We start from the raw sequence: 21,323 nt of genomic DNA on the forward strand, positions 1-21,323 counted from the left end.
CAGTTAACTCTAACCCCCCTCTTTTCAAAGCAAAATGCAATGAAAATCAATTAAACACGACGACGCTTTGGTGGGCGTGATCCGTTATGGGGAACTGGGGTAACATCCTTGATTGACGTTACTTCAAGACCAGCTGCGGCCAATGCACGAATTGCTGATTCACGACCTGAACCAGGGCCCTTAACCGTTACAGCAACGGTACGCATGTTAACGTCCAATGCTGACTTAGCGGCTGCTTCAGCTGCCATTTGAGCAGCGAAAGGCGTTGACTTACGTGAACCCTTGAATCCAAGGGCACCGGCTGATGACCAGGCAACAGCGTTACCTTGTGCATCCGTAATCATGACGATCGTGTTGTTGAAAGTAGCGTGGATGTGTGCCACACCAGCTTCAATATTCTTCTTGACGCGACGCTTGCGCGTAGTGCGAACTGCCATAATATGCCTCCTTCTTTTTCTTATAATTTCTCGGATGAGTCAAACTCATCAACATTACACAACTGTGGTTGTGATAATCATTTCTCACGAAAGTGAGGCTCTTTTTAAAAATTGGCTTAAGCCGCTTTTACATTAAAGAGTTGGTAAGAAAAATTACTTCTTCTTACCTGCAATTGCCGTAGCTGGGCCTTTGCGTGTGCGGGCGTTGTTCTTCGTGTGTTGTCCACGAACGGGCAATCCCTTACGGTGACGAATACCACGGTATGCGGCGATTTCTTGCAATCCCTTGATATCAAGTGATACCTTACGACGCAAATCACCTTCCAACTGCAAGTTCAATGAAGCGATTGCTTCACGGATCTTGTCTTCGTCATCAACTGACAAGTCACGAACACGGATGTCTTCTGAGACACCGGCCGTAGCCAAGATCTTTTGTGCAGTGTTTGAACCGATTCCGTAGATGTATGTCAACCCAATGACAATTCGCTTGTCACGGGGCAAATCGATACCTTCAATACGAGCCATAACAATTTACCTCCTTTTAATATTTTGAACGAACCATAAAGTTCAATTTCAAGTGTTTTTTAGTGTTGGTAAGAAAATTACTTACCTGCACGTTGCTTGTGCTTTGCGTTGGCTGGGCAAATAACCATTGTACGGCCGTTACGCTTAATTACGCGGCAAGCTTCGCACATCTTCTTTACTGATGGACGTACCTTCATAATCTATTCCTCCTATTCGGTTAACTGATTATTGACCGAATTCCGATTAACGGAACCGGTAAGTAATACGACCCTTTGTCAAGTCGTAGGGTGACATTTCAACTGTGACGCGGTCACCTGGCAAGATACGGATATAATTCTTACGAATCTTACCGGAAACATGCGCCAAGATTACCGCCCCGTTTTCAAGTTCGACTTGAAACATTGCGTTTGGCATCGTCTCTTTGACTTTACCTTCAATTTCAATGACATCGTTGGCCACGCAGATTACCTCCTATGTAACCATGTTCAACATAATCGATAAGTGCTTAACCTATCAAATTATACCAGAGTTACCTTAGTATGACAAGAAAAGCCTAGTTCAAGCCATTCAAGACAGTTTTAACGGCTGAATAAATCGTATCCAAGTCGCCTTCACCATCAATGGTGTGCAAGACATTGTGCTTTTCATAGTAGTCAACTAATGGCAAGTTTGCTTCCTTGTTGACTTCCAAACGGTGAGCGATAACATCTTTCGTGTCATCTGCTCGACCACGACCCAAGAGTCGTTCAACCAATACATCGTCAGAAACTTTGAAGTACAAAGTTGCGGAAACCGCATCATCACGTTCTGACAAGAATTGATCCAAGAACTTGGCTTGGTCTTCATTTCTTGGGTAGCCATCTAGCATGAATCCGTTTTTGAGCACGTCGTCTTGGTTCAACCGATCGGCGACCATGGCGTTCGTGATTTCATCAGGCACTAGATTTCCTGAGTCCATGTAGGACCGTGCCTTTTCACCCAAAGGCGTGTTTTCCTTCAAGTTCGCACGGAAGATGTCACCGGTTGAGATGTGAACCATCGGATAATCGGCAACAATCTTCTCAGCTTGGGTTCCCTTACCTGCACCAGGCAGGCCCAAAAGAATTAAGTTTTTCGTCATGACGAGACTCCTTTTTTAAACTAGCGGATGAACCCAACATAGTTTTTCTTTTGCAGCAAACCATCGATTTGACGAAGCAAATCGAGGGTTACCCCGATTGTGATCAGAAGGGAAGTTCCTCCCAATCCAATCTTTTCGTTCAATCCCCATACATCCGAAGCAATCAACGGTACCAAGGCAACAAAACCAAGGTAGAGGGATCCAACAAATGAAAGTCGCAGCAACATCTTAGTGATGAACTGTTGTGTTTCAACACCAGGACGTACTGGGACAATGTAGGCGCCTTGCTTTTGAAGGTTTTCAGAAAGCTTTTCTGGGTTAACCTGAACAAAGGCGTAGAAGTAAGTAAAGAGGATGATCATAACAGTATAGAAGATCGCTCCGGTCGTCGTCTGCATTGAGAAGATTTCCTTTAAGATCTTGAACCATTGTTCACCAGAGTACTTACTCTGAAAGGCGAAAAGAATGGTTTGTGGTGTGGAAATCAATGACGATGCAAAGATAACCGGGATAACACCAGAAACGTTCAACTTCAGAGGTAGGTAGGCTTCTGAACCATAAGATACAGCAGACCGCGTGTATTGGATCTGAAGCTTACGAGAAGCTTCGTAGAACCAAGTCGTAATCCCAATTACCAAAATAATGGCAAGTACGAGGACGGTCACAAACACCCAACCATTAACTTGTTGAGACTTTGAAGCCTGCAACACGTTTTCCTTGAAGATGTCATAGAAAGAACTTGGGGTTTGGGAAATGATACCAGAGAAGATGATCATGGAAACACCGTTTCCAAGTCCCTTTTCGGTAATCATTTCACCGAGCCACATGGCAAAGAAAGTACCCATTGTCATGACCGAACCAATCAAAAGGAAAGAGGTCACGTTATTGGTTTGCTTGACCAAGCCATAGGCGGCTAAGGAGTTGAAACCAGCCGTAATTCCGACTGATTGCAAAAAGGCAAAGACGATCGTTAAATACCGGGTTGCTTGATTCAGCTTCCGGCGACCAACTTCACCTTGCTTACTCCATTCGACAAAACGCGGCACGATATCTAACTGCAGCAACTGCACAACGATTTGCGCAGTAACATAGGGTGAAACTCCCATCGCAAAGAGGGAGAAATTCAACAATCCCCCACCCGAGAAGATATTTAAGATGTTAAGCAAGCCAGAGTTAGCCACTGACTGCAAAGCAGCAGGGTTAACACCTGGAACCGTAATGTGAACACCAATTCGGTAAACGAAAAGGATAAAGACGGTCCAAAGCATCTTTTTGCGAATATCTTGTTGACGGATGGCATTAAATAACGTGCGGAACATTAAATCACCTCGGTGTTTCCACCAGCTTGTTCGATTGCCTTAGCAGCGGCTGCTGAGAACTTGTGTGCCTTAACAGTCAACTTCTTATCAAGTTGTCCGTTGGCCAAGATCTTAACGCCGTCTTTTTGGTTCTTTACGAGACCAGATTCAATCAACAAAGCAGGCGTTACTTCAGTTCCGTTATCAAAGACGTTCAACTTGTCCAAGTTAACAACGGCGAATTCCTTACGTGAAATGTTAGTAAATCCACGCTTTGGAATACGACGGTACAAAGGCATTTGTCCACCTTCGAATCCAAGACGAGTCTTTGAACGAGCCTTTTGACCCTTTTGACCACGTCCAGATGTCTTACCGTTTCCGGCAGATGTACCACGACCTACACGGTTGCGTACTGAGCGTGAGCCAGCAGCAGGTTGTAATTCGTTCAATTCCATGGTTGGTCCCTCCTTTTCTAAATTTTTATTACTTTACTTCTTCAACAGAGATCAAGTGTGCAATATGGAAAATTGCACCACGTGTCGCTGCGTTGTCTGGCTTCACCACTGAGCTTGATACCCGGTTAAGTCCAAGTGACTTAACGATGGCACGTTGCTTAGGCAAGCGATGAGCCGCACTCTTAATCAAAGTGATCTTCAAATCAGCCATTGTATCGCTCCTTATTCAGCCAAGTGTTCCAAAGAAACACCACGCATCTTTGCAACATCGTTTGCGTCCTTCAACTTTGACAAACCATCAAAAGTTGCACGGACAACGTTAACTGGTGTAGATGAACCAAGTGACTTAGCAGTCACATCGTTGATTCCAGCCAATTCCATAACGGAACGAGTAGAACCACCTGCGGCCACCCCGGCACCTTCTTCGGCTGGCTTGATCAAAATCTTACCACCAGCGTGTTCTCCAAGAACATCGTGAGGAATAGTCGTACCAACCATTGGGACAGTAATCAAGTTGCGCTTTGCATCTTCAACGGCCTTACGGATAGCTTCTGGCACTTCTTGCGCCTTACCAGTTCCGAAACCTACGTGTCCTTGCTTGTCACCAACGACAACCAAAGCACCGAAGCGCAAACGACGTCCACCCTTAACAACCTTGGTAACACGGTTAATTGCGACAACGTTTTCTTCTAATTCACCTAATTCTTTAGGGTTTACGAATTCAACCATTTGTTTATTCCTCCTTTCCTTAGAACTTCAAGCCGTTTTCACGGGCTGAGTCAGCCAACGCCTTGATACGTCCGTGATAGACGTAACCACCACGATCAAAGACAACTTCTTCGATCTTAGCAGCCTTGGCGTTCTTGGCGATCATCTCACCAACCTTAACGGCTTGTTCTACCTTAGTACCGGTAACATCGGCACTTTGACTTGAGGCACTTGCTAGCGTTACACCCGCTACGTCATCAATCAATTGAGCGTAGATGTTTACATTAGAACGGAAAACGTTCAAACGTGGGCGAGCAGCAGTACCAGAGACTTTTCCGCGGACGCGCTTGTGGCGACGTGCACGGAGCTTGTTCTTATCTGGTTTTGAAATCATAGCTGTGCTTTCCTTTTCTAGGCGGCTCAAGCCACCTGTTCAAATAAAATTTTTGTATCAATAATAAGACGGTTTATGAAAGCTTTAAGCTTACTTACCAGTCTTACCTTCCTTACGCTTAACAACTTCGTTTTCGTAACGAATTCCCTTACCCTTGTATGGTTCGGGTGGGCGTACGGCGCGAACTTCAGCGGCAAAGTCACCGACCAATTGCTTTGAAATTCCTGAAATCTTGATCGTCAAAGCATCTGGTACTTCAACTTCCAAGCCTTCGCGTTGTTCAAAGTTAACTGGGTGTGAGTAACCAACTGACAAGTTCAAAGTTGAACCTTGCTTTGCAGCACGGTAACCAACTCCGACCATCTTCAACGTCTTAGTGAAACCATTGGTAACACCTTCGATCAAGTTGATGAAGTTTGCAGTGGTCGTACCGTGCAATGCACGGTGCTTCTTATCTTCGGCTGCACGAGTGAAACGAACTTCAGTTCCGTCCATGTGCATCGTGATTTCAGGGTTGATGTTGTATGACAATTCACCCTTAGGTCCCTTAACCGTTACGTGTTGTCCGTCCTGCTTAACTTCAACGCCAGCAGGTACAGTAACTACTTGATTTCCAATACGGCTCATGGTAAGTCTCCTTTCTTAGATATATTACCAAACGTAAGCCAGCACTTCGCCACCGACTTGCTTAGCACGTGCTACCTTATCAGTTACAACTCCGTTTGAAGTTGAAACAATGGCGATACCAAGGCCATTCAAGACCTTTGGCATGTCTTCAGCCTTTACGTATTTACGCAAACCTGGCTTTGACACACGCTTAATACCAGTGATGACACGCTTTTGATCTTCCCCGTACTTCAAGAATACGTTGATAACACCTTGCTTGTTGTCTTCAATGTATTCTACATCACGGATGAAACCTTCTTGCTTCAAGATCTCAGCAATGCTCTTCTTCATTTTTGATGCTGGAATTTGAACGGAAGCGTGACGGGCCAAGTTGGCGTTACGAATCCGAGTCAAAAAATCAGCGATTGGATCAGTCATAGACATCTATCGATATCCTCCTTTTATAATTTTGAACGTGACAACAATTGACACGCTCTTAAGAAAAAGAGAAGTAATTCTCTTCTTCTTAAAAACGTGCCACTCGTTAGAGTGACCGTTTTTAAATTGTTTACTTAGCGAAAGGCATGCCCAAGCCAGCCAACAATTCATAACCTTCTTCGTCAGTTTGTGCAGTCGTTACAACAACGATGTCCAAACCACGAACCTTGTTAACCTTGTCAAAGTCGATTTCAGGGAAAATCAACTGTTCACGGATTCCCAACGTGTAGTTTCCGCGACCATCAAAGGCCTTACCAGAAACACCGTGGAAGTCACGAACACGTGGCAAAGAGATGTTAATCAACTTGTCCATGAATTCGTACATACGGTCTCCGCGCAAAGTAACCTTCGCTCCGATTGCCATACCTTCACGCAAACGGAATCCGGCGATTGACTTCTTAGCACGCGTAATTACTGGTTGTTGCCCAGCAATTTGCTTCAATTCTTCAACCGCTTCATCGAGGTTCTTGGAGTTTGACACGGCATCACCAACACCCATGTTCAAAACGATCTTTTCGATCTTAGGTGCTTGCATGATTGACGTGAAGTTAAACTTCTTGATCAAAGCAGGTTGAACTTCATTAACATATTTTTCTTTTAATTCATTTGCCATGATAATGATTTCTACCTTTCAAATATATAGCTTTTAATTAGCCCAACTTGTTGCCGGACTTCTTAGCAAAACGTACTTTCTTTCCGTCTTCAAACTTGTATCCAACCTTAGTTGGTTCGTTAGTTGAAGGGTCAAGTACTTGCAAGTTTGATGCGTGGATAGGTGCTTCAGTATCGATAACACCACCCTGTGGGTATTCGTTAGAAGGCTTTTGATGCTTCTTAACGAGGTTTACGCCTTCGACAACAACACGGTTCTTAGAATCAACAGTCTTAGTAACTGTTCCTTCCTTACCCTTGTCCTTACCTGCAATGACGCGAACCTTATCACCTGTTTTTACAAACATGATTGGCTCCTCCTTGTAAGTATTAGAGCACTTCTGGTGCCAATGAAACGATACGCGTGTAGTTAGCGTCACGCAATTCACGTGCAACTGGGCCAAAAATACGCGTTCCAACTGGTGACTTGTCATCCTTAACGATAACAGCAGCGTTTTCATCGAAGTTGATGTATGAACCGTCAGTACGACGAACATCAGATACAGTACGTACGATGACAGCCTTTACGACGTCACCCTTCTTAACGTTACCACCAGGAATAGCTTGCTTAACAGTGGCAACAATCATGTCACCGATGCCAGCAACCTTACGGCCAGAACCACCGAGCACTTTAATCGTCAAGATTTCACGTGCACCAGAGTTATCAGCCACTTTCAAACGACTCTCTTGTTGAATCATGGTTCATCCTCCTTGTTAGCAATAATTACAGACGATTGGTTTCCTAATTAAAGGATAACGGCCTCTTCAATGACCTTAACCAAACGGAAGTGCTTCGTTGCAGACAAAGGACGAGTTTCCATGATTTCAACGATGTCGCCTTGCTTGGCGATGTTGTTTTCATCATGGGCCTTAAACTTCTTCGTATAGCGAACTCGCTTACCATATACTGGGTGGTTGACGTAAGTGTCAACGGCAACAGTAATTGTCTTTTCCATCTTGTCGGAAACGACACGGCCGCGGTTGACCTTACGAGCGTTACGTTCTTCACTCATTTTTCAGCTTCTTCCTTTCGTCTTACTTGTTGGCTTGTGCCAACTGTTGTGCACGAATGACAGTCTTCACACGTGCGATGTCCTTACGAACTTTTGAAATACGGGCCGTGTTTTCCAATTGACCAGTAGCCAGTTGGAAACGAAGGTTGAACAATTCTTCCTTGAATTCGGCTTCGCGCTTTTGCAAATCCGCAAGTGACAAAGCGTTTAATTCATTTGCTTTAGCCATTATTCAGCCTCCCGAGCAATAATCTTTGTACGTACAGGCAACTTGTGTTGTGCGAGGCGCAATGCCTCGAGGGCAACTGGCTTAGCCACGCCACCAACTTCGAACATTACCTTACCACGCTTAACTGGGGCAACCCATCCTTCAGGACTACCCTTACCGTTACCCATTCGAACACCAACACCCTTAGATGTATATGACAAGTGAGGGAAGATCTTGATCCAGACCTTACCACCACGCTTCATATAACGGGTCATTGCAATACGGGCAGCTTCGATTTGCCGGTTAGAGATCCAGCTTGAAGTCACTGCTTGCAAGCCGTAATCACCGAAGGCAACCGTCTTTCCACCCTTCGCTTCACCACGCATGTGGCCACGGTGTGGACGACGGAATTTAACACGCTTTGGTACTAACATGTCTGCTTCCCTCCTTAGTTCTTCTTCTTTGGCAACACATCTCCACGGTAGATCCAAGTCTTGATACCCAAGTTACCGTAAGCAGTTGATGCTTCGTCCCATGAGTAATCAATGTCGGCACGGAGTGTGTGGAGCGGAACAGTTCCTTCAGTGTACTGTTCGATACGTGACATATCTGCCCCGTTCAAACGACCTGAAACAACAACCTTGATTCCCTTTGCGCCGGCGCGGCGGGCACGTTGAATAGCACCACGCATTGCGCGACGGAAGGCAACACGGCGTTCCAAATCACCAGCGATTTGCATACCCACGAGGTGAGCTTGCAAGTCTGGCTTCTTAATTTCAACAATGTTGATGAAGACACGCTTGTGGCGTCCACGTTCATCAACGTTCGTCAACTTAGCTAATTGTGTCCGCAACTTTTCAACTTCGGAACCACCCTTACCAATAACCATTCCTGGCTTGGCAGTGTGCAAAGTCAAATCGATACGTGACTTAGTTGAGCGTTCGATTTCGACACGGTCAACTGAAGCGTCCGTCAAGTTTTCTTCGATGTACTTGCGGATACGCAAGTCTTCAAGAAGTTGGTTAGAAAAGTCTGCCTTATCAGCAAACCACTTCGCATCCCAGTCACGGATGACACCGACACGGAAGCCAGTTGGGTTAATCTTTTGACCCATTACTTTTCCTCCTTCTCAGCTACCACAATCGTAATGTGGCTAGTGCGCTTGTTAATTGCAGAAGCAGATCCCTTTGCACGAGGACGGAAACGCTTAAGCGTAGGTCCTTCGTTAGCGAATGCTTCCTTAACGATCAAATCTTCACGGTCAAGTGAAAAGTTGTTTTCTGCGTTTGCAACTGCTGAGTTCAATACCTTGTAAATATCTTCTGATGAAGTATTTGGCAAGAACTTTAGGATTGCAAAGGCTTCGTTTACATTCTTCCGACGAATCGTATCAAGAACTAAGCGTGCCTTACGAGGGGCAACGCGAACGATCTTGGCAGTCGCCCGAGCTGATGTTACTTGTTCAGCCATTTTGCATTTCCTCCTTACTTAGTCTTCTTATCGTCTACTTTGTGACCCTTGAACGTACGAGTTGGAACAAATTCACCTAACTTGTGACCAACCATGTCGTCTTGGACAAAAACAGGAACGTGCTTACGACCGTCATACACTGCGATCGTGAATCCGATGAAACTTGGGAAAATCGTTGAACGACGTGACCATGTCTTGATCACTGACTTCTTTTCTTGGTCCGCTTGGGCCTCGATCTTCTTAAGCAAGTGCGGGTCCGCAAATGGTCCCTTTTTCAAACTACGAGCCATTAGTTATCTCCTTTCCCTTACTTACTCTTCTTACGACCACGAATAATAAACTTAGTAGAGTTCTTCTTCGTGTTACGAGTCTTCTTACCAGCAGTCTTCTTACCCCATGGTGAGAGTGGTGATGGCATACCAACTGGTGCCTTTCCTTCTCCTCCACCGTGTGGGTGATCGTTAGGGTTCATAACTGATCCACGAACGTGAGGACGCTTTCCGCGCCAACGGTTACGACCAGCCTTACCCCAGTTGATCAATGAGTGTTCTGCGTTACCAACTTGACCTACAGTTGCACGTGCAGTTTCGATAACCAAACGTACTTCACCTGAAGTCAAACGAACGATGACGTACTTGCCGTCATGTCCCAAAACCTGTGCTGATGCACCGGCGGAACGTGCCAATTGTCCACCCTTACCAGGCTTCAATTCGATGTTGTGAACCAAAGTACCTTCAGGGATGTTCTTCAATGGCAAGGCATTACCGATCTTAATATCGGCATCAGAACCAGATTGAACCTTATCGCCAACCTTAAGTCCCTTAGGCGCCAAGATGTAGCTCTTGATTCCATCTTCGTATACCAACAAAGCGATGTTTGCTGAACGATTTGGATCGTATTCGATCGCCTTAACAGTGGCAGACGCGTTGTCCTTCACCCGCTTAAAGTCGATGATACGGTAGGCTTGCTTGTGTCCACCAGCCTTGTGGCGAACAGTCATGCGACCAGATGCGTTACGTGCACCAGTCTTTGACTTCTTTGCCAACAAACTCTTTTCAGGCGTCGTCTTCGTGATTTCAGAGAAATCAGAGGAAGTCATGTTACGACGACCGTTTGAGGTTGGCTTATATGTCTTGATAGCCAATGTCTTTTCCTCCTATTAAAAATTAACCTTCGTTAAAGATTTGAATATCTTTTGAGTCAGCCTTCAAAGTAACAGTAGCCTTCTTCATCTTACGAGTGAATCCGACATAGCGACCTTGACGCTTCTTCTTACCGCGAACGTTTGCGGTGTTCAAGCGTGCAACTTGTACATCGAAGATTTCTTCGATAGCGCGCTTGATTTCTGGCTTAGTGGCCCGTACGTCAACTTCAAATACGTAGCGCTTCATTTCTGTTTGCGCCATTGAAGCTTCGGTAATGATTGGACGACGGATAATATCGCGTGCTTCCATTAGGCGAGACCTCCTTGGATTTCTTCAATCGCTGATTGAACAACCACCAACTTGTCCGCGTTTACCACGTCCAAGACGTTAACGCCTGCAGCCGTCATCACTTGAACGTTGTCCAAGTTTGAAGCGGCGCGCATTGCGTTTTCGTTGTCGTTGTCAACGATAACCAAGGCCTTTGAGTCAACAGCCAAGTTTGAAAGAACTTGCTTGAAGTCCTTTGTCTTAGCTTCTGAAAAGGCCAAAGCGTCAACTACAACCAACTTGTTATCAGAAAGCTTTTGTGACAAAGCTGACTTCAAGGCCAATTGGTAAGCCTTCTTGTTAATACGGTAAGCGTATGAACGAGGAGTAGGACCGAACACGATTCCACCACCACGCCATTGTGGCGCGCGGATTGAACCTTGACGGGCACGACCAGTTCCCTTTTGCTTCCAAGGCTTACGTCCACCACCAGAAACCGCTGAACGGTTCTTAACGGCGTGCGTACCTTGACGCATTGATGCGCGTTGCATCAATACAGCATCAGTGATCACGGCGTTGTTAGGTTCTACGGCGAACACTGCTTCGTTCAAATCCAAGTCAGCAGCCTTTGAACCATCTTGCTTTAATACAGCAACTTTAGTCATGATTGATTGTTCTCCTTTCTGTTAGTTTAGTTTTCTTCTGAATCAGCAGCAGGTTGTGCACCGGCCATCTTGATTTCAGGGTGTTGTGCGTTTGTCTTTACCGTTGACTTGATAGTAAGCAATGACTTGTTTGCACCAGGGACGTTACCCTTCAACAACAAGAGGTTGTTTTCTACATCAACGTGTACGATGGCGATGTTTTGCATCGTACGCTTACGGTTTCCCATACGACCAGGCAAGAGCTTACCGGGGAATACTCGGTTAATGATAGCTCCCATTGAACCTGGGCGACGGTGGTAACGAGAACCGTGGCTCATTGGTCCACGTGATTGACCCAAGCGCTTGATAGCACCTTGGAATCCGTGTCCCTTAGTAACACCAGTGACATCTACATATTCACCGGCTTGGAAAGTGTCAACAGCAATTGCATCCCCAACGCTGTATTCGCCTTCCGCATCACGGACTTCACGAATGTAGCGCTTAGGGGCTGTGTTGGCTTTTGCAACGTGGCCTTGTTCAGGTTTGTTTGACAAAATCTCGCGCTTGTCTTGGTAACCCAACTGCAAAGCGTTGTATCCATCAGTTGCTTGCGTCTTAACTTGCAAAACAACGTTTGGAGTAGCTTCAACAGCAGTCACGGCGATCAATTCACCAGATTCAGTGAAAACCTGAGTCATACCGACTTTACGGCCTAAGATACCTTTAGTCATGACTAATCTCCTTTATTTCGTCGCTAGTTTCAATTAACTAGCGGGGTGGTTCTCATTAGAGCTTGATTTCGATTGCAACACCTGCTGGCAATTCAAGCTTACGCAATGCGTCAACTGTCTTGTCAGTAGGGTTCACAATGTCGACCAAACGCTTGTGCGTCCGCATTTCGAACTGTTCGCGGGCATCCTTGTACTTGTGTGGTGAGCTAAGCACCGTGTACAAAGAGCGTTCAGTTGGCAACGGAATAGGACCAGCGATTTCTGCGCCGGTACGCTTTGCCGTTTCAACAATCTTGTCCGCTGATTGGTCCAAGATACGGTGTTCGTATGCCTTCAAGCGGATACGGATTTTCTTTTGTGCCATTTTCTGCCTCCTCGTTGATTTTGTAAATCAGCTAACTCCGATCAAAAACCGACAACACATGTTGTGTTTTGCGCGTCCATGGCAACGCGGCCGCGCGTGTCGCAACCTTAATCATCATCGCTAAACATTGATACACCAGTCTTTTTAGCGGGTTTGCATCGGCATCCCCAAAAGGCGTACTTGAATATAATAGCAAAAAAACCCTTGATATACAAGGTTTTTTCCGATTTAATTCAACTTTTTTCAACGAATTTTTGTTCCCGTTTTGAAGTCGGAAAAACTCAGTTTGCACTAAATTTTTTCCTTCCTCTCTACAAACATTTTACGACTTTCCGAGCTTAAATTCCAAAAAGGCGTCGTTGTATTTTTGCGTCCAGTACTGATTGAACTTTTCATACACTTGCAGTTTATCCAAGAGATCCTGCTTTGGATAGAAACCTTCGTTATTCTTCACTGAATCTGGCAGCAAGGCCTTCGCGTCTTTATTCGGTGTGGCGTAGCCAATGTACTTGGCGTTTTTGGCCGCCACGTCCGGACGACTCAGGTAGTTCATCAAGGCGTAGGCCGCCTCTTTGTGTTCCGCCTTCTTTGGGATAACCAAGTTATCGAGCCAGAGGTTTGAGCCGTCTTCAGGCACCGTATAGGCGAGGTCTTTGTTCCGCTCCATGGCGTTTCTAGCCTCACCCGAGTAGGTGACGGCGAGGTCACCTTCACCCTGGGCCATGTAGAGCTTCAATTCATCCCCAACAATCGCTTTAACGTTTGGCATCAATGAGGATAACTTTCCCTGGGCAGCCGCAATGTCGGCGACGTTCTTATCATTGACCGATTTACCCTGTGATAGCAAAGTCAAGCCCAGCACATCCCGGGCAGAGTCCACCAGCAACAAGCGGTGGCGGTACTTTTCACTCCAAATCGAGGACCAGCCCTTCAGGTCACCCTCGGATACGACTTTTTTATTATATAAAATCCCTAAGGTTCCCCAGAAGTATGGCAAGGAGTACTCGTTTCCCTTATCAAAGCTCTGGTTCATGAAAGTCTTGTCGAAGTGCGACATGCCCGAAAGCTTACTTTTATCCAGCTTCGCGAGCAGGCCAGCATCCTTTAACTTGGCCACCATGTAATCGGATGGCACAGCGAGGTCGAAGTTAGTCCCACCCTGCTTAATCTTCGTGTACATGGCCTCGTTGGAATCAAAGGTCTGGTAGTTCACCTTGTAACCCGACTCCTTCTCGAAGTCTTTCAGGATTTCGGGGTCGATGTAGTCACCCCAATTATAGAAGGTGATGGTGTCTTTCTTGCCAGAATCCGATTGACTGCGACTCGCCGTTAGCGCAAACTGCAAGCCAATGAATAATACGAGAAGCAAAGCAATTCCTGAAAAAGTCATTAACAGTTTTTTCATTTGACCTTCTCCTTTAACTTCGTCTTCTTACCCTTTTGCTTCTGGCTGTAGCCGTAGTAGAAAAGCACCATGATGAAAGCGACAAAGAGCATGATCGTCGACAGGGCGTTAATCTCAAGCGAAACACCCTGGCGGGCACGCGAGTATACTTCGACGGCGAGGGTCGAGAAACCGTTACCCGTGACGAAGAAGGTCACGGCGAAGTCGTCCAAGGAATACGTGAGAGCCATGAAGAAGCCAGCCAGAATTCCAGGCGATATAACCGGCAGCGTTACCTTGGTCAGCACTTCCGTTGGTGTGGCACCCAGGTCCTGGGCGGCCAGCACTAAGTCCCGGTTCATTTCCTGAAGCTTTGGCAGCACCATCAAGACAACAATTGGAATCGAGAAGGCGACGTGGGCGAGTAGCACGGTTACGAATCCGAGCTTCAAGCCAAGTGCCGTCATCAGAATCAAGAAGGCCGCACCGATGATAACGTCAGGCGATACGAGGAGCACGTTGTTCAAACCGAGCAACGTTTCCTTCAATAGTTTGCGCTGCGTGCGGAAGATGGCCAAGGCCCCGATGGTTCCGACAACGGTCGCAATCAACGATGAGGCCAAGGCCAGAATCAGCGTGTTCAGCACAATCTGCAGCAGGCGCGTATCCTGCCAGAGTTCCTGGTAGTGCACAAAGGAGAAGCCGTCAAAGCCCTGCATCGCCTCCCCCGAGTTAAAGGAGTAGACGACCAAAAACAAGATTGGCGCATAGAGCAGGAAGAAGGCGAAGGTCAGCCATGTTCGTTCGATGATTTTCATTAGCGCCTTCCTCCCTTCTTCTTTTTCTTCTTTTCACCCGTCAGAGCCATCGTCAACCCCATGGCGATGATCAAGACAACCCCGATGGTCGATCCAAAGGACCAGTTCTGCGTGACGAGGAAGTGTTCCTCAATCGCCGTACCGAGTGTGATGACCTTGTTTCCACCGATTAAGCGGGTGATCATGAACAGGGAAAGGCTCGGGATAAAGACCGTCTGCACCCCGGTTTTGACACCAGGCAGTGACAACGGCCAGATGACTTTCTTCAAAGTCTGACCCGCACTTGCCCCAAGGTCCCGTGACGCGGCCGGCAGCAAGGGGTCGATATCCAGTAAGGCGTTGTAGATTGGCAACACCATGAACGGCAGTTCAATGTAAGCCGCTACCAGCAAGAAAGCACCGTTCGTAAACAGCAACTGCGTCGGACCGAAGCCAAGGTGTTCCAAGCCGGAATTCAGCAACCCGCCCTTGCCTAAGAGTCCGATGAAGGCGTAGGTTTTGAGTAACAAATTAATCCAGGTGGGCAAGATGACCAAAAGCAACCAGAATTGCCGGTGCTTCAGCTTAGTCAAACAAAGGGCCAATGGGTAGGCAATCACCAGGGTCACCATCGTGATCAAAAAGGCGTACCAGACGGAGTTCACGGTCATGGCCAAGTAAGGGCCAGACGTGAAGAATTCCTTGTAGTTTGAAAGCGAGAAGCCCTGTCCAGGAACGGACACGGACTGAATCACGAGCAGCAGCAACGGCGCCACCACAAAGGCGATTAACCAGAGCCCGTAGATTCCGAGGTAGGCCTCCGTAAAGCGTTTCTTCGTCTTATTCATGGTCGAACACCTCGGGCACCTTGTCGGCGGAATCCGATGGGTCGGTTGGCGTTTCGTCGTCCTCGTAGGCTTCCAAACGCGCGTCGAAGTCCTCTTCGGACTCGTTGTAGCGCATGATGTGGATGTCTTCAGGGTCAAAAGTCAGCCCCACCCGTGCCCCAATTTCGGCCGGGTTCGTGACCTGCACCTGCCAGAGGTTCAAATCATCATCCTGGGCCATGATTTCATAGTAGTCCCCACGGAAGGACTGGTTCTTGATGGTCACGGAGAGCTTTCCCTCTTCCGGTGTCGTCAAATCCAAGTCTTCCGGACGAAGCACAACCTCGACCGCTTCGTTTGGTCGCATGCCGGCGTCGACACTTTCAAAGTCCTTGCCAACGAAGTGGACGAGGTAGTCGTCTTTCATGATACCGGGCACGATGTTTGATTCTCCGATGAAGTCCGCAACGAAGTGGTTCACGGGTTCATCGTAAATGTCTTCAGGCGTTCCCTGCTGCTGGATGACCCCGTCGTTCATGACAAAGATCCAATCCGACATCGCCAAGGCTTCTTCCTGGTCGTGGGTAACGAAGACGAAGGTGATACCCAAACGGCGTTGAATGGTCCGCAGTTCAGTCTGCAGCACCTTTCGCAACTTGTAGTCCAAGGCCGACAAGGGTTCGTCCAAGAGAAGCAGTTCCGGATCGTTAGCCAAGGCACGGGCGATGGCCACACGCTGTTGTTGTCCACCAGACAATTCGTTAATCTCACGGTTTTCGTAGCCAGAGAGTTTCACCAAAGAAAGCATCTCCTTCACCTTTTCTTCAATCACCGTTTCAGACATCTTCTTCAACCGGGGCCCGAAGGCCACGTTGTCGTAGACGTTCATGTTAGGAAAGAGCGAGTAGTTTTGGAAGACGGTGTTCACTCGCCGCTTTTCAGCCGGCTGGTCGTTGATAACCTTCCCGTCAAAGACCACTTCTCCCCCGGACGGTTGGAGTTGACCTGAAATCAGCTTCAAAATCGTGGACTTTCCGGAGCCAGAAGGCCCGAGCAAGGTGTAGAACTGCCCGGAGTCTAGGGTCAAATCGATGTTCTTTAGCACTTCGGTTTCCCCGAAGGCCAAAGCCACCTGCTTAAATTCAAGAATCTTTTCTGCTGTCATATCAAATCTCCAAAGTGATTAGTAACTCTTATTTTACAACGCCAGCACCGCGGTATAAAGCACTAGGACATAGATTAGAACAATTAGGGTTACGGGGAATGGAAAAGTCCGACCCGCGCGTCCCTCATTGCCCACACTTCTTCATGAAAAAAGGCCCCGGGCTGTTATGCCCTGGGCCGATGGCGTTTGGAGCGCCCAGTAAGGGGCGCGTTTTTATAGCAAAAGAAAAACCAGGCTAGCAAAGCTAACCTGGTTAATTTCAAGAAACGGTCGAAGATTAGTCTTCTGCTGAACCGTGCGTCTTGATGATTTCTTCTTGGATGTTCTTTGGCACTGCTGAGTAGTGGTCAAATGACATCTGGAACGTACCACGTCCTTGCGTAGCTGAACGCAAAGTCGTTGCATATCCGAACATTTCTGACAATGGCACTTGAGCTGAAACAGCCAAAACAGCACCACGGTTTTCTTGTCCTTCAATCAAACCACGACGTGCAGAAACGTGTCCCATCACATCACCAAGGTTTTCTTCAGGAACAACGATTGAAACAGCCATGATTGGTTCCAAGATAACCGCACCGGCAGTCTTAGCAGCTTCCTTCAATGCGAGAGAAGCGGCGATCTTAAATGCTGATTCAGAAGAATCGACATCGTGGTAAGAACCATCGTACAAACGGGCCTTCAAGTCAACCAATGGGAATCCGGCCAATGGACCAGCGTTCAATGAGTCCTTCAAACCTTGTTCAACTGAAGGGATGTATTCACGAGGAACAACTCCACCGACGATGTTGTCTTCGAATTCGAATCCAGCACCTTCTTCGTTAGGAGAGAATTCGATGGTAACATCACCATACTGTCCCTTACCACCAGACTGACGCTTGAAGAATCCACGAGCTGAAACAGTCTTCGTGAAGGCTTCACGGTAGGCAACCTGTGGGGCACCAACTTGGGCGTCAACGTTGAATTCACGCTTGATACGGTCCAACGTGATGTCCAATTGCAATTCTCCCATTCCGGCGATCAACGTGTCACCCGTTTCAGGGTTCGTTGAGGCACGCAATGAAGGATCTTCTTCAGACAACTTCTGCAAAGCAGTAGCCAACTTGTCTTGGTCGGCCTTCGTCTTTGGTTCGATGGCCAATTCGATAACTGGTTCTGGGAATTCCATTGATTCAAGGATCAATGGGTGACCCGTATCAGTCAATGAGTCACCAGTCGTAGTGTTCTTCAAACCGATAGCAGCGGCGATGTCTCCTGAGAAGACTTCGTCGATTTCAGTACGTGAAGTAGCGTGCATTTGGAGCAAACGTCCAACACGTTCACGCGTATCTGAAGTGGTGTTTTGTACGTATGAACCGGCCTTCAATGAACCAGTGTACACACGCATAAACGTCAAACGACCAACGAATGGGTCCGTCATGATCTTAAATGCCAAAGCGGCGAATGGCTTTGAGTCATCGGCAACCAACTTAACTTCTTCATCAGTCTTTGGATCAGTTGCTTCGTATGGGCGAACTTCCAATGGTGATGGCAAGTAGTCAACAACGGCATCCAACATCATTTGAACACCCTTATCCTTGTAGGCAGAACCTGCAAGAACTGGGTAGAATTCAAGGGCCAACGTTGCGCGACGGATAGCTGCCTTCAATTCGTCAACAGAGATTTCTTCTCCGCCAAGGTACTTGTCCATCAATTCTTCGTCGACATCCGCAACCGCTTCAATCAACGTTTCGCGACGTTCTGCAACGATGTCCTTGTAATCGTCAGGAATTGGCTTTGGTTCCCATGATGAACCGAGTTCATCAGTTGGGTAGTAAGCTTCTTCGTTGATCAAGTCAATAACACCTTCGAAGTCGTCTTCGGCACCGATTGGCCATTGGATGGCTTCGGCGTTAACTTGAAGACGCTTGTGCATTGATTCAACTGACATCGCAAAGTCGGCACCCAACTTGTCCATCTTGTTAACGAAAACAATACGTGGAACGTTGTAAGTTGTGGCTTGGTGCCAAACAGTTTCGGTCTGTGGTTCAACACCAGCAGCACCGTCCAATACGGCTACGGCACCATCCAAAACACGGAGGGCACGTTCAACTTCGATCGTGAAGTCAACGTGACCTGGCGTATCGATGATGTTAACACGGAATGGGTCGTTTTCGTATTGGTCAGTAAATCCGCGCCATACGGCAGTCGTAGCGGCAGATTGGATAGTGATTCCACGTTCCTTTTCTTGGTCCATGAAATCCATTTGTGATGCACCATCGTGGGTTTCACCAAGCTTGTGGATCTTACCCGTGTAGTACAAGATACGTTCAGTCGTAGTCGTCTTACCGGCATCGATGTGGGCCATGATACCGATGTTACGAGTACGGTTAAGCTCGTATTCACGTTTAGCCATAATTATCTCCTAAATTATTCAATCATTTGCAATAAAAAGCGACCTAGTTGTAGTTCGCTTTTTAGATAAAACTATTTGCAACAAGCGTTTGCCTAACAAGAATGTTAAGCAGCGCTCATCCTACCAACGGTAGTGAGCAAAGGCACGGTTGGCTTCTGCCATCTTGTGCGTGTCTTCGCGCTTCTTAACAGATGCACCGTTTTCGTTAGCTGCATCGATAATTTCCTTGGCCAAACGTTCGTCCATTGTGTGTTCGTTACGCAAACGAGCGTAGTTAACCAACCAACGGAGTCCCAACGTCGTACGACGTTCTGGGCGAACTTCGATTGGAACCTGGTAGTTAGATCCACCAACACGGCGGGCCTTAACTTCCAATACCGGCATGATGTTTTCCATGGCTTGTTCGAAAACTTCCAATGGATCGTTACCAGTCGTTTCCTTAATTTGGTCGAAGGCATCGTACAAAATAGTAGATGCCGTTCCACGCTTACCATCAACCATCAAACGGTTGATCAAACGTGATACCAACTTTGAGTTGTAAATTGGGTCAGGCAAAACTTCCTGACGCTTCGTGTAACCTTTACGTGGCATGAGTTTTCCTTTCCTATTACTTCTTAGGAGCCTTCGTTCCGTACTTAGAACGAGAAGTCATCCGACCGTCAACACCGGCAGTATCCAACGCACCACGAACAACGTGATAACGCACACCAGGCAAATCCTTAACACGACCACCACGGATCAAGACAACGGAGTGTTCTTGCAAGTTGTGACCGATTCCTGGGATGTATGCCGTAACTTCAAACAAGTTTGACAAACGCACACGGGCGTACTTACGCAAAGCTGAGTTAGGCTTCTTTGGCGTCAACGTACCAACACGGGTAGCAACACCACGCTTTTGTGGGGCAACGTTCTTCGTTGCCTTCTTCTTCATTGAGTTGTAGCCGTAGTTCAAAGCTGGTGAGTTTGACTTCGTAGCTTGAGACTTACGTGACTTACGAACCAATTGGTTAATTGTAGGCATCCTACTATTCTCCTTAGTTTTATTTCACAGTTCCAGGTGTGTCATTTTTGTCAATAAACAAAAGTGCTCCCGGAAGCCCTGCTTAGACTTGCCTTTACACCGCCCTTTTCAGCGATATTGCTGACAAAAAGAGCTAATGACTTAAAAGCACGTTGAATATAATAGCAGGTTTATAGGGAATGTCAAGGCTTTGTGCCGGGGTTTTTGGAAGAAATTTGTTAAGAATTTCTTGGGCTGAATTGGAAGGTGAGCGGCGTTTTTCTCTTGGAAGGTTGGGTGGATGTTTTGTATGGTTGGTTGAATGTTTTGCACGACTATTAAAAAGTCGGCCCCGAGGATGGTTCCTTTTTAAATTCGATGCGCTAGCCGTGGGCCGGCGATTTTTATTCAGGCGGCGGTCTCTTTCTTAACTGAGGGCATGAATTTCTTAACTGAGGGCATGATAATTTCTTAACTGAGGGCGCAATAAATTCCACTGGTCCGCGTATTATTCCACATGGAAAAACTAACACTCTTTTTATTTCTATTATTTAGCCAGTCTGTGCTGGCATCCTTTTTGTGCTGCCTGGCCGACCGCTCGGTATCTGGCGTTTCTTTATGGAAGGGACGCTCTTTTTGCTATGGCTGCAAACGCACCTTGAAGCCATGTGAGCTCATCCCCTTCTGGTCAGCATTCTTCCTGCTTTTTCGCTGTTCTGTTTGTCAGAAACGATTTACAAACTTGTGGGACTGGCTCTTCTATGAGGGAATCTTTCCTTTGGCAATAACCTTTGTTTGCTGGCACGGCCTGCTTGCTTACTTAGACGGCACGCGCTTTTTTGAAGCATTCCACGCAAACTTCCTGCTGTGCTACCCGCTTTTCTTTTTGGCCAGGCAGGATCAACAAAGCAGGCAGGCGTCGACGGACGGACTATGGCTCGTTATTTTACTGCTTGGACAAGACAAGCTACCGTGCGCACTGTTTTTAGCAGGGGCGTTCTTTTGCGCGGTGCGGATGGGCAAGCTTGGTGTGGGTGACGTGCCGGTGTTGGTGACGGGAGGCGTGGCCTGGTGCGGGTGGGACTTTGGCATATGGATCTGTGCGTCGAGTCTTGTCGGACTGGTGACGGCGGGTGTCACAAGAAAACGGGCAATCCCCTTCATTCCGTCTCTTTTGATGGGCTGGATCATGCTTCTGCTTTTTCATTGCATATAAAAACGCGC

34 protein-coding genes are annotated in these 21,323 nt (G+C 47.1%); 1 reads left to right on the forward strand and 33 read right to left on the reverse strand.

Annotation, left to right across the window (positions count from 1 at the left end):
- Nucleotides 1-50 precede the first annotated feature (50 nt).
- The 33 genes from rpsK to rpsL form a co-directional block, all read right to left on the reverse strand.
- Nucleotides 51-437 carry a 30S ribosomal protein S11 gene (rpsK, locus tag G6R29_RS05340; RefSeq protein WP_213809329.1) on the reverse strand — a complete coding sequence of 129 codons (387 nt, stop codon included), beginning with the start codon at nt 435-437 and terminating at the stop codon, nt 51-53.
- Between the two features lie 153 nt (nt 438-590).
- Entirely contained in the window at nt 591-962 is a 372-nt protein-coding gene (gene rpsM / locus G6R29_RS05345) for a 30S ribosomal protein S13 (RefSeq protein ID WP_213809330.1), read from the reverse strand.
- A gap of 77 nt (nt 963-1,039) precedes the next feature.
- Nucleotides 1,040-1,159 carry a 50S ribosomal protein L36 gene (gene rpmJ / locus G6R29_RS05350; protein ID WP_213809331.1) on the reverse strand — a complete coding sequence of 40 codons (120 nt, stop codon included), beginning with the start codon at nt 1,157-1,159 and terminating at the stop codon, nt 1,040-1,042.
- A gap of 46 nt (nt 1,160-1,205) precedes the next feature.
- The gene (infA, locus tag G6R29_RS05355; RefSeq protein ID WP_010691205.1) at nt 1,206-1,421 is read right to left on the reverse strand and encodes a translation initiation factor IF-1; all 216 of its coding nucleotides are present in this window, start codon (nt 1,419-1,421) and stop codon (nt 1,206-1,208) included.
- 94 nt (nt 1,422-1,515) lie between these two features.
- Nucleotides 1,516-2,082 (reverse strand): adenylate kinase, encoded by a 567-nt coding sequence (locus tag G6R29_RS05360; RefSeq protein WP_213809332.1) that lies wholly within the window; start codon nt 2,080-2,082, stop codon nt 1,516-1,518.
- Between the two features lie 20 nt (nt 2,083-2,102).
- Nucleotides 2,103-3,401 carry a preprotein translocase subunit SecY gene (gene secY, locus G6R29_RS05365; RefSeq protein WP_213809333.1) on the reverse strand — a complete coding sequence of 433 codons (1,299 nt, stop codon included), beginning with the start codon at nt 3,399-3,401 and terminating at the stop codon, nt 2,103-2,105.
- The gene (gene rplO, locus G6R29_RS05370) at nt 3,401-3,835 is read right to left on the reverse strand and encodes a 50S ribosomal protein L15 (RefSeq protein ID WP_213809334.1); all 435 of its coding nucleotides are present in this window, start codon (nt 3,833-3,835) and stop codon (nt 3,401-3,403) included. The genes secY and rplO overlap by 1 nt, the downstream gene beginning before the upstream one ends.
- 28 nt (nt 3,836-3,863) lie before the next feature.
- Nucleotides 3,864-4,046, reverse strand: coding sequence for a 50S ribosomal protein L30 (rpmD, locus tag G6R29_RS05375; protein WP_010691200.1), 183 nt, complete (start codon nt 4,044-4,046; stop codon nt 3,864-3,866).
- Nucleotides 4,047-4,057: 11 nt separating this feature from the next.
- The gene (gene rpsE / locus G6R29_RS05380; RefSeq protein ID WP_213809335.1) at nt 4,058-4,564 is read right to left on the reverse strand and encodes a 30S ribosomal protein S5; all 507 of its coding nucleotides are present in this window, start codon (nt 4,562-4,564) and stop codon (nt 4,058-4,060) included.
- 19 nt (nt 4,565-4,583) lie between these two features.
- On the reverse strand, nt 4,584-4,937 hold the full coding sequence (gene rplR, locus G6R29_RS05385) for a 50S ribosomal protein L18 (protein WP_213809336.1): 354 nt from the start codon (nt 4,935-4,937) through the stop codon (nt 4,584-4,586).
- Nucleotides 4,938-5,027: 90 nt separating this feature from the next.
- On the reverse strand, nt 5,028-5,564 hold the full coding sequence (gene rplF / locus G6R29_RS05390) for a 50S ribosomal protein L6 (protein WP_213809337.1): 537 nt from the start codon (nt 5,562-5,564) through the stop codon (nt 5,028-5,030).
- 24 nt (nt 5,565-5,588) lie between these two features.
- Nucleotides 5,589-5,987, reverse strand: coding sequence for a 30S ribosomal protein S8 (rpsH, locus tag G6R29_RS05395; protein WP_213809338.1), 399 nt, complete (start codon nt 5,985-5,987; stop codon nt 5,589-5,591).
- Between the two features lie 124 nt (nt 5,988-6,111).
- Nucleotides 6,112-6,654, reverse strand: coding sequence for a 50S ribosomal protein L5 (rplE, locus tag G6R29_RS05400; RefSeq protein ID WP_213809339.1), 543 nt, complete (start codon nt 6,652-6,654; stop codon nt 6,112-6,114).
- Nucleotides 6,655-6,691: 37 nt separating this feature from the next.
- A complete protein-coding gene (gene rplX, locus G6R29_RS05405) occupies nt 6,692-7,000 on the reverse strand; it encodes a 50S ribosomal protein L24 (protein WP_213809340.1) in 309 nt (102 codons plus the stop codon).
- A gap of 22 nt (nt 7,001-7,022) precedes the next feature.
- A complete protein-coding gene (rplN, locus tag G6R29_RS05410; protein ID WP_213809341.1) occupies nt 7,023-7,391 on the reverse strand; it encodes a 50S ribosomal protein L14 in 369 nt (122 codons plus the stop codon).
- 47 nt (nt 7,392-7,438) lie between these two features.
- Nucleotides 7,439-7,705, reverse strand: coding sequence for a 30S ribosomal protein S17 (gene rpsQ / locus G6R29_RS05415; RefSeq protein WP_213809342.1), 267 nt, complete (start codon nt 7,703-7,705; stop codon nt 7,439-7,441).
- A 22-nt stretch (nt 7,706-7,727) separates the two neighbouring features.
- A complete protein-coding gene (rpmC, locus tag G6R29_RS05420; protein WP_213809343.1) occupies nt 7,728-7,934 on the reverse strand; it encodes a 50S ribosomal protein L29 in 207 nt (68 codons plus the stop codon).
- The gene (rplP, locus tag G6R29_RS05425; RefSeq protein ID WP_213809344.1) at nt 7,934-8,347 is read right to left on the reverse strand and encodes a 50S ribosomal protein L16; all 414 of its coding nucleotides are present in this window, start codon (nt 8,345-8,347) and stop codon (nt 7,934-7,936) included. Before rplP ends, rpmC begins: the two co-directional genes overlap by 1 nt.
- Before the next feature lie 14 nt (nt 8,348-8,361).
- A complete protein-coding gene (gene rpsC, locus G6R29_RS05430; RefSeq protein ID WP_213809345.1) occupies nt 8,362-9,027 on the reverse strand; it encodes a 30S ribosomal protein S3 in 666 nt (221 codons plus the stop codon).
- On the reverse strand, nt 9,027-9,383 hold the full coding sequence (gene rplV / locus G6R29_RS05435) for a 50S ribosomal protein L22 (RefSeq protein ID WP_213809346.1): 357 nt from the start codon (nt 9,381-9,383) through the stop codon (nt 9,027-9,029). Before rplV ends, rpsC begins: the two co-directional genes overlap by 1 nt.
- Nucleotides 9,384-9,397: 14 nt before the next feature.
- On the reverse strand, nt 9,398-9,673 hold the full coding sequence (gene rpsS, locus G6R29_RS05440; protein WP_213809347.1) for a 30S ribosomal protein S19: 276 nt from the start codon (nt 9,671-9,673) through the stop codon (nt 9,398-9,400).
- A 17-nt stretch (nt 9,674-9,690) separates the two neighbouring features.
- Entirely contained in the window at nt 9,691-10,527 is an 837-nt protein-coding gene (gene rplB / locus G6R29_RS05445; protein WP_213809348.1) for a 50S ribosomal protein L2, read from the reverse strand.
- Between the two features lie 22 nt (nt 10,528-10,549).
- Nucleotides 10,550-10,837 carry a 50S ribosomal protein L23 gene (rplW, locus tag G6R29_RS05450; protein ID WP_213809349.1) on the reverse strand — a complete coding sequence of 96 codons (288 nt, stop codon included), beginning with the start codon at nt 10,835-10,837 and terminating at the stop codon, nt 10,550-10,552.
- Nucleotides 10,837-11,460, reverse strand: a complete 624-nt coding sequence (rplD, locus tag G6R29_RS05455; RefSeq protein WP_213809350.1) for a 50S ribosomal protein L4 — start codon at nt 11,458-11,460, stop codon at nt 10,837-10,839. Before rplD ends, rplW begins: the two co-directional genes overlap by 1 nt.
- A gap of 26 nt (nt 11,461-11,486) precedes the next feature.
- Nucleotides 11,487-12,170, reverse strand: a complete 684-nt coding sequence (gene rplC / locus G6R29_RS05460) for a 50S ribosomal protein L3 (RefSeq protein WP_213809351.1) — start codon at nt 12,168-12,170, stop codon at nt 11,487-11,489.
- Between the two features lie 55 nt (nt 12,171-12,225).
- A complete protein-coding gene (rpsJ, locus tag G6R29_RS05465) occupies nt 12,226-12,534 on the reverse strand; it encodes a 30S ribosomal protein S10 (protein WP_010691177.1) in 309 nt (102 codons plus the stop codon).
- Nucleotides 12,535-12,856: 322 nt separating this feature from the next.
- A complete protein-coding gene (locus G6R29_RS05470; RefSeq protein WP_213809352.1) occupies nt 12,857-13,939 on the reverse strand; it encodes an ABC transporter substrate-binding protein in 1,083 nt (360 codons plus the stop codon).
- Nucleotides 13,936-14,736: an ABC transporter permease gene (locus G6R29_RS05475; RefSeq protein ID WP_213809353.1), complete on the reverse strand. Its 801-nt coding sequence runs from the start codon at nt 14,734-14,736 to the stop codon at nt 13,936-13,938. The genes G6R29_RS05470 and G6R29_RS05475 overlap by 4 nt, the downstream gene beginning before the upstream one ends.
- Nucleotides 14,736-15,563, reverse strand: a complete 828-nt coding sequence (locus tag G6R29_RS05480) for an ABC transporter permease (protein ID WP_213809354.1) — start codon at nt 15,561-15,563, stop codon at nt 14,736-14,738. Before G6R29_RS05480 ends, G6R29_RS05475 begins: the two co-directional genes overlap by 1 nt.
- On the reverse strand, nt 15,556-16,707 hold the full coding sequence (locus G6R29_RS05485) for an ABC transporter ATP-binding protein (RefSeq protein ID WP_213809355.1): 1,152 nt from the start codon (nt 16,705-16,707) through the stop codon (nt 15,556-15,558). Before G6R29_RS05485 ends, G6R29_RS05480 begins: the two co-directional genes overlap by 8 nt.
- A gap of 277 nt (nt 16,708-16,984) precedes the next feature.
- Nucleotides 16,985-19,099, reverse strand: a complete 2,115-nt coding sequence (fusA, locus tag G6R29_RS05490) for an elongation factor G (protein ID WP_213809356.1) — start codon at nt 19,097-19,099, stop codon at nt 16,985-16,987.
- A gap of 120 nt (nt 19,100-19,219) precedes the next feature.
- Entirely contained in the window at nt 19,220-19,690 is a 471-nt protein-coding gene (gene rpsG / locus G6R29_RS05495) for a 30S ribosomal protein S7 (RefSeq protein WP_213809357.1), read from the reverse strand.
- Between the two features lie 16 nt (nt 19,691-19,706).
- Nucleotides 19,707-20,120, reverse strand: coding sequence for a 30S ribosomal protein S12 (gene rpsL / locus G6R29_RS05500; RefSeq protein ID WP_213809358.1), 414 nt, complete (start codon nt 20,118-20,120; stop codon nt 19,707-19,709).
- 496 nt (nt 20,121-20,616) lie between these two features.
- On the opposite strand from rpsL, the gene G6R29_RS05505 reads away from it, so the two are divergent.
- Nucleotides 20,617-21,315 (forward strand): prepilin peptidase, encoded by a 699-nt coding sequence (locus G6R29_RS05505; RefSeq protein ID WP_213809359.1) that lies wholly within the window; start codon nt 20,617-20,619, stop codon nt 21,313-21,315.
- The last annotated feature ends 8 nt before the right edge of the window (nt 21,316-21,323 follow it).

This window comes from Fructobacillus broussonetiae (assembly GCF_018437275.1).
Lineage (GTDB): Bacteria > Bacillota > Bacilli > Lactobacillales > Lactobacillaceae > Fructobacillus > Fructobacillus broussonetiae.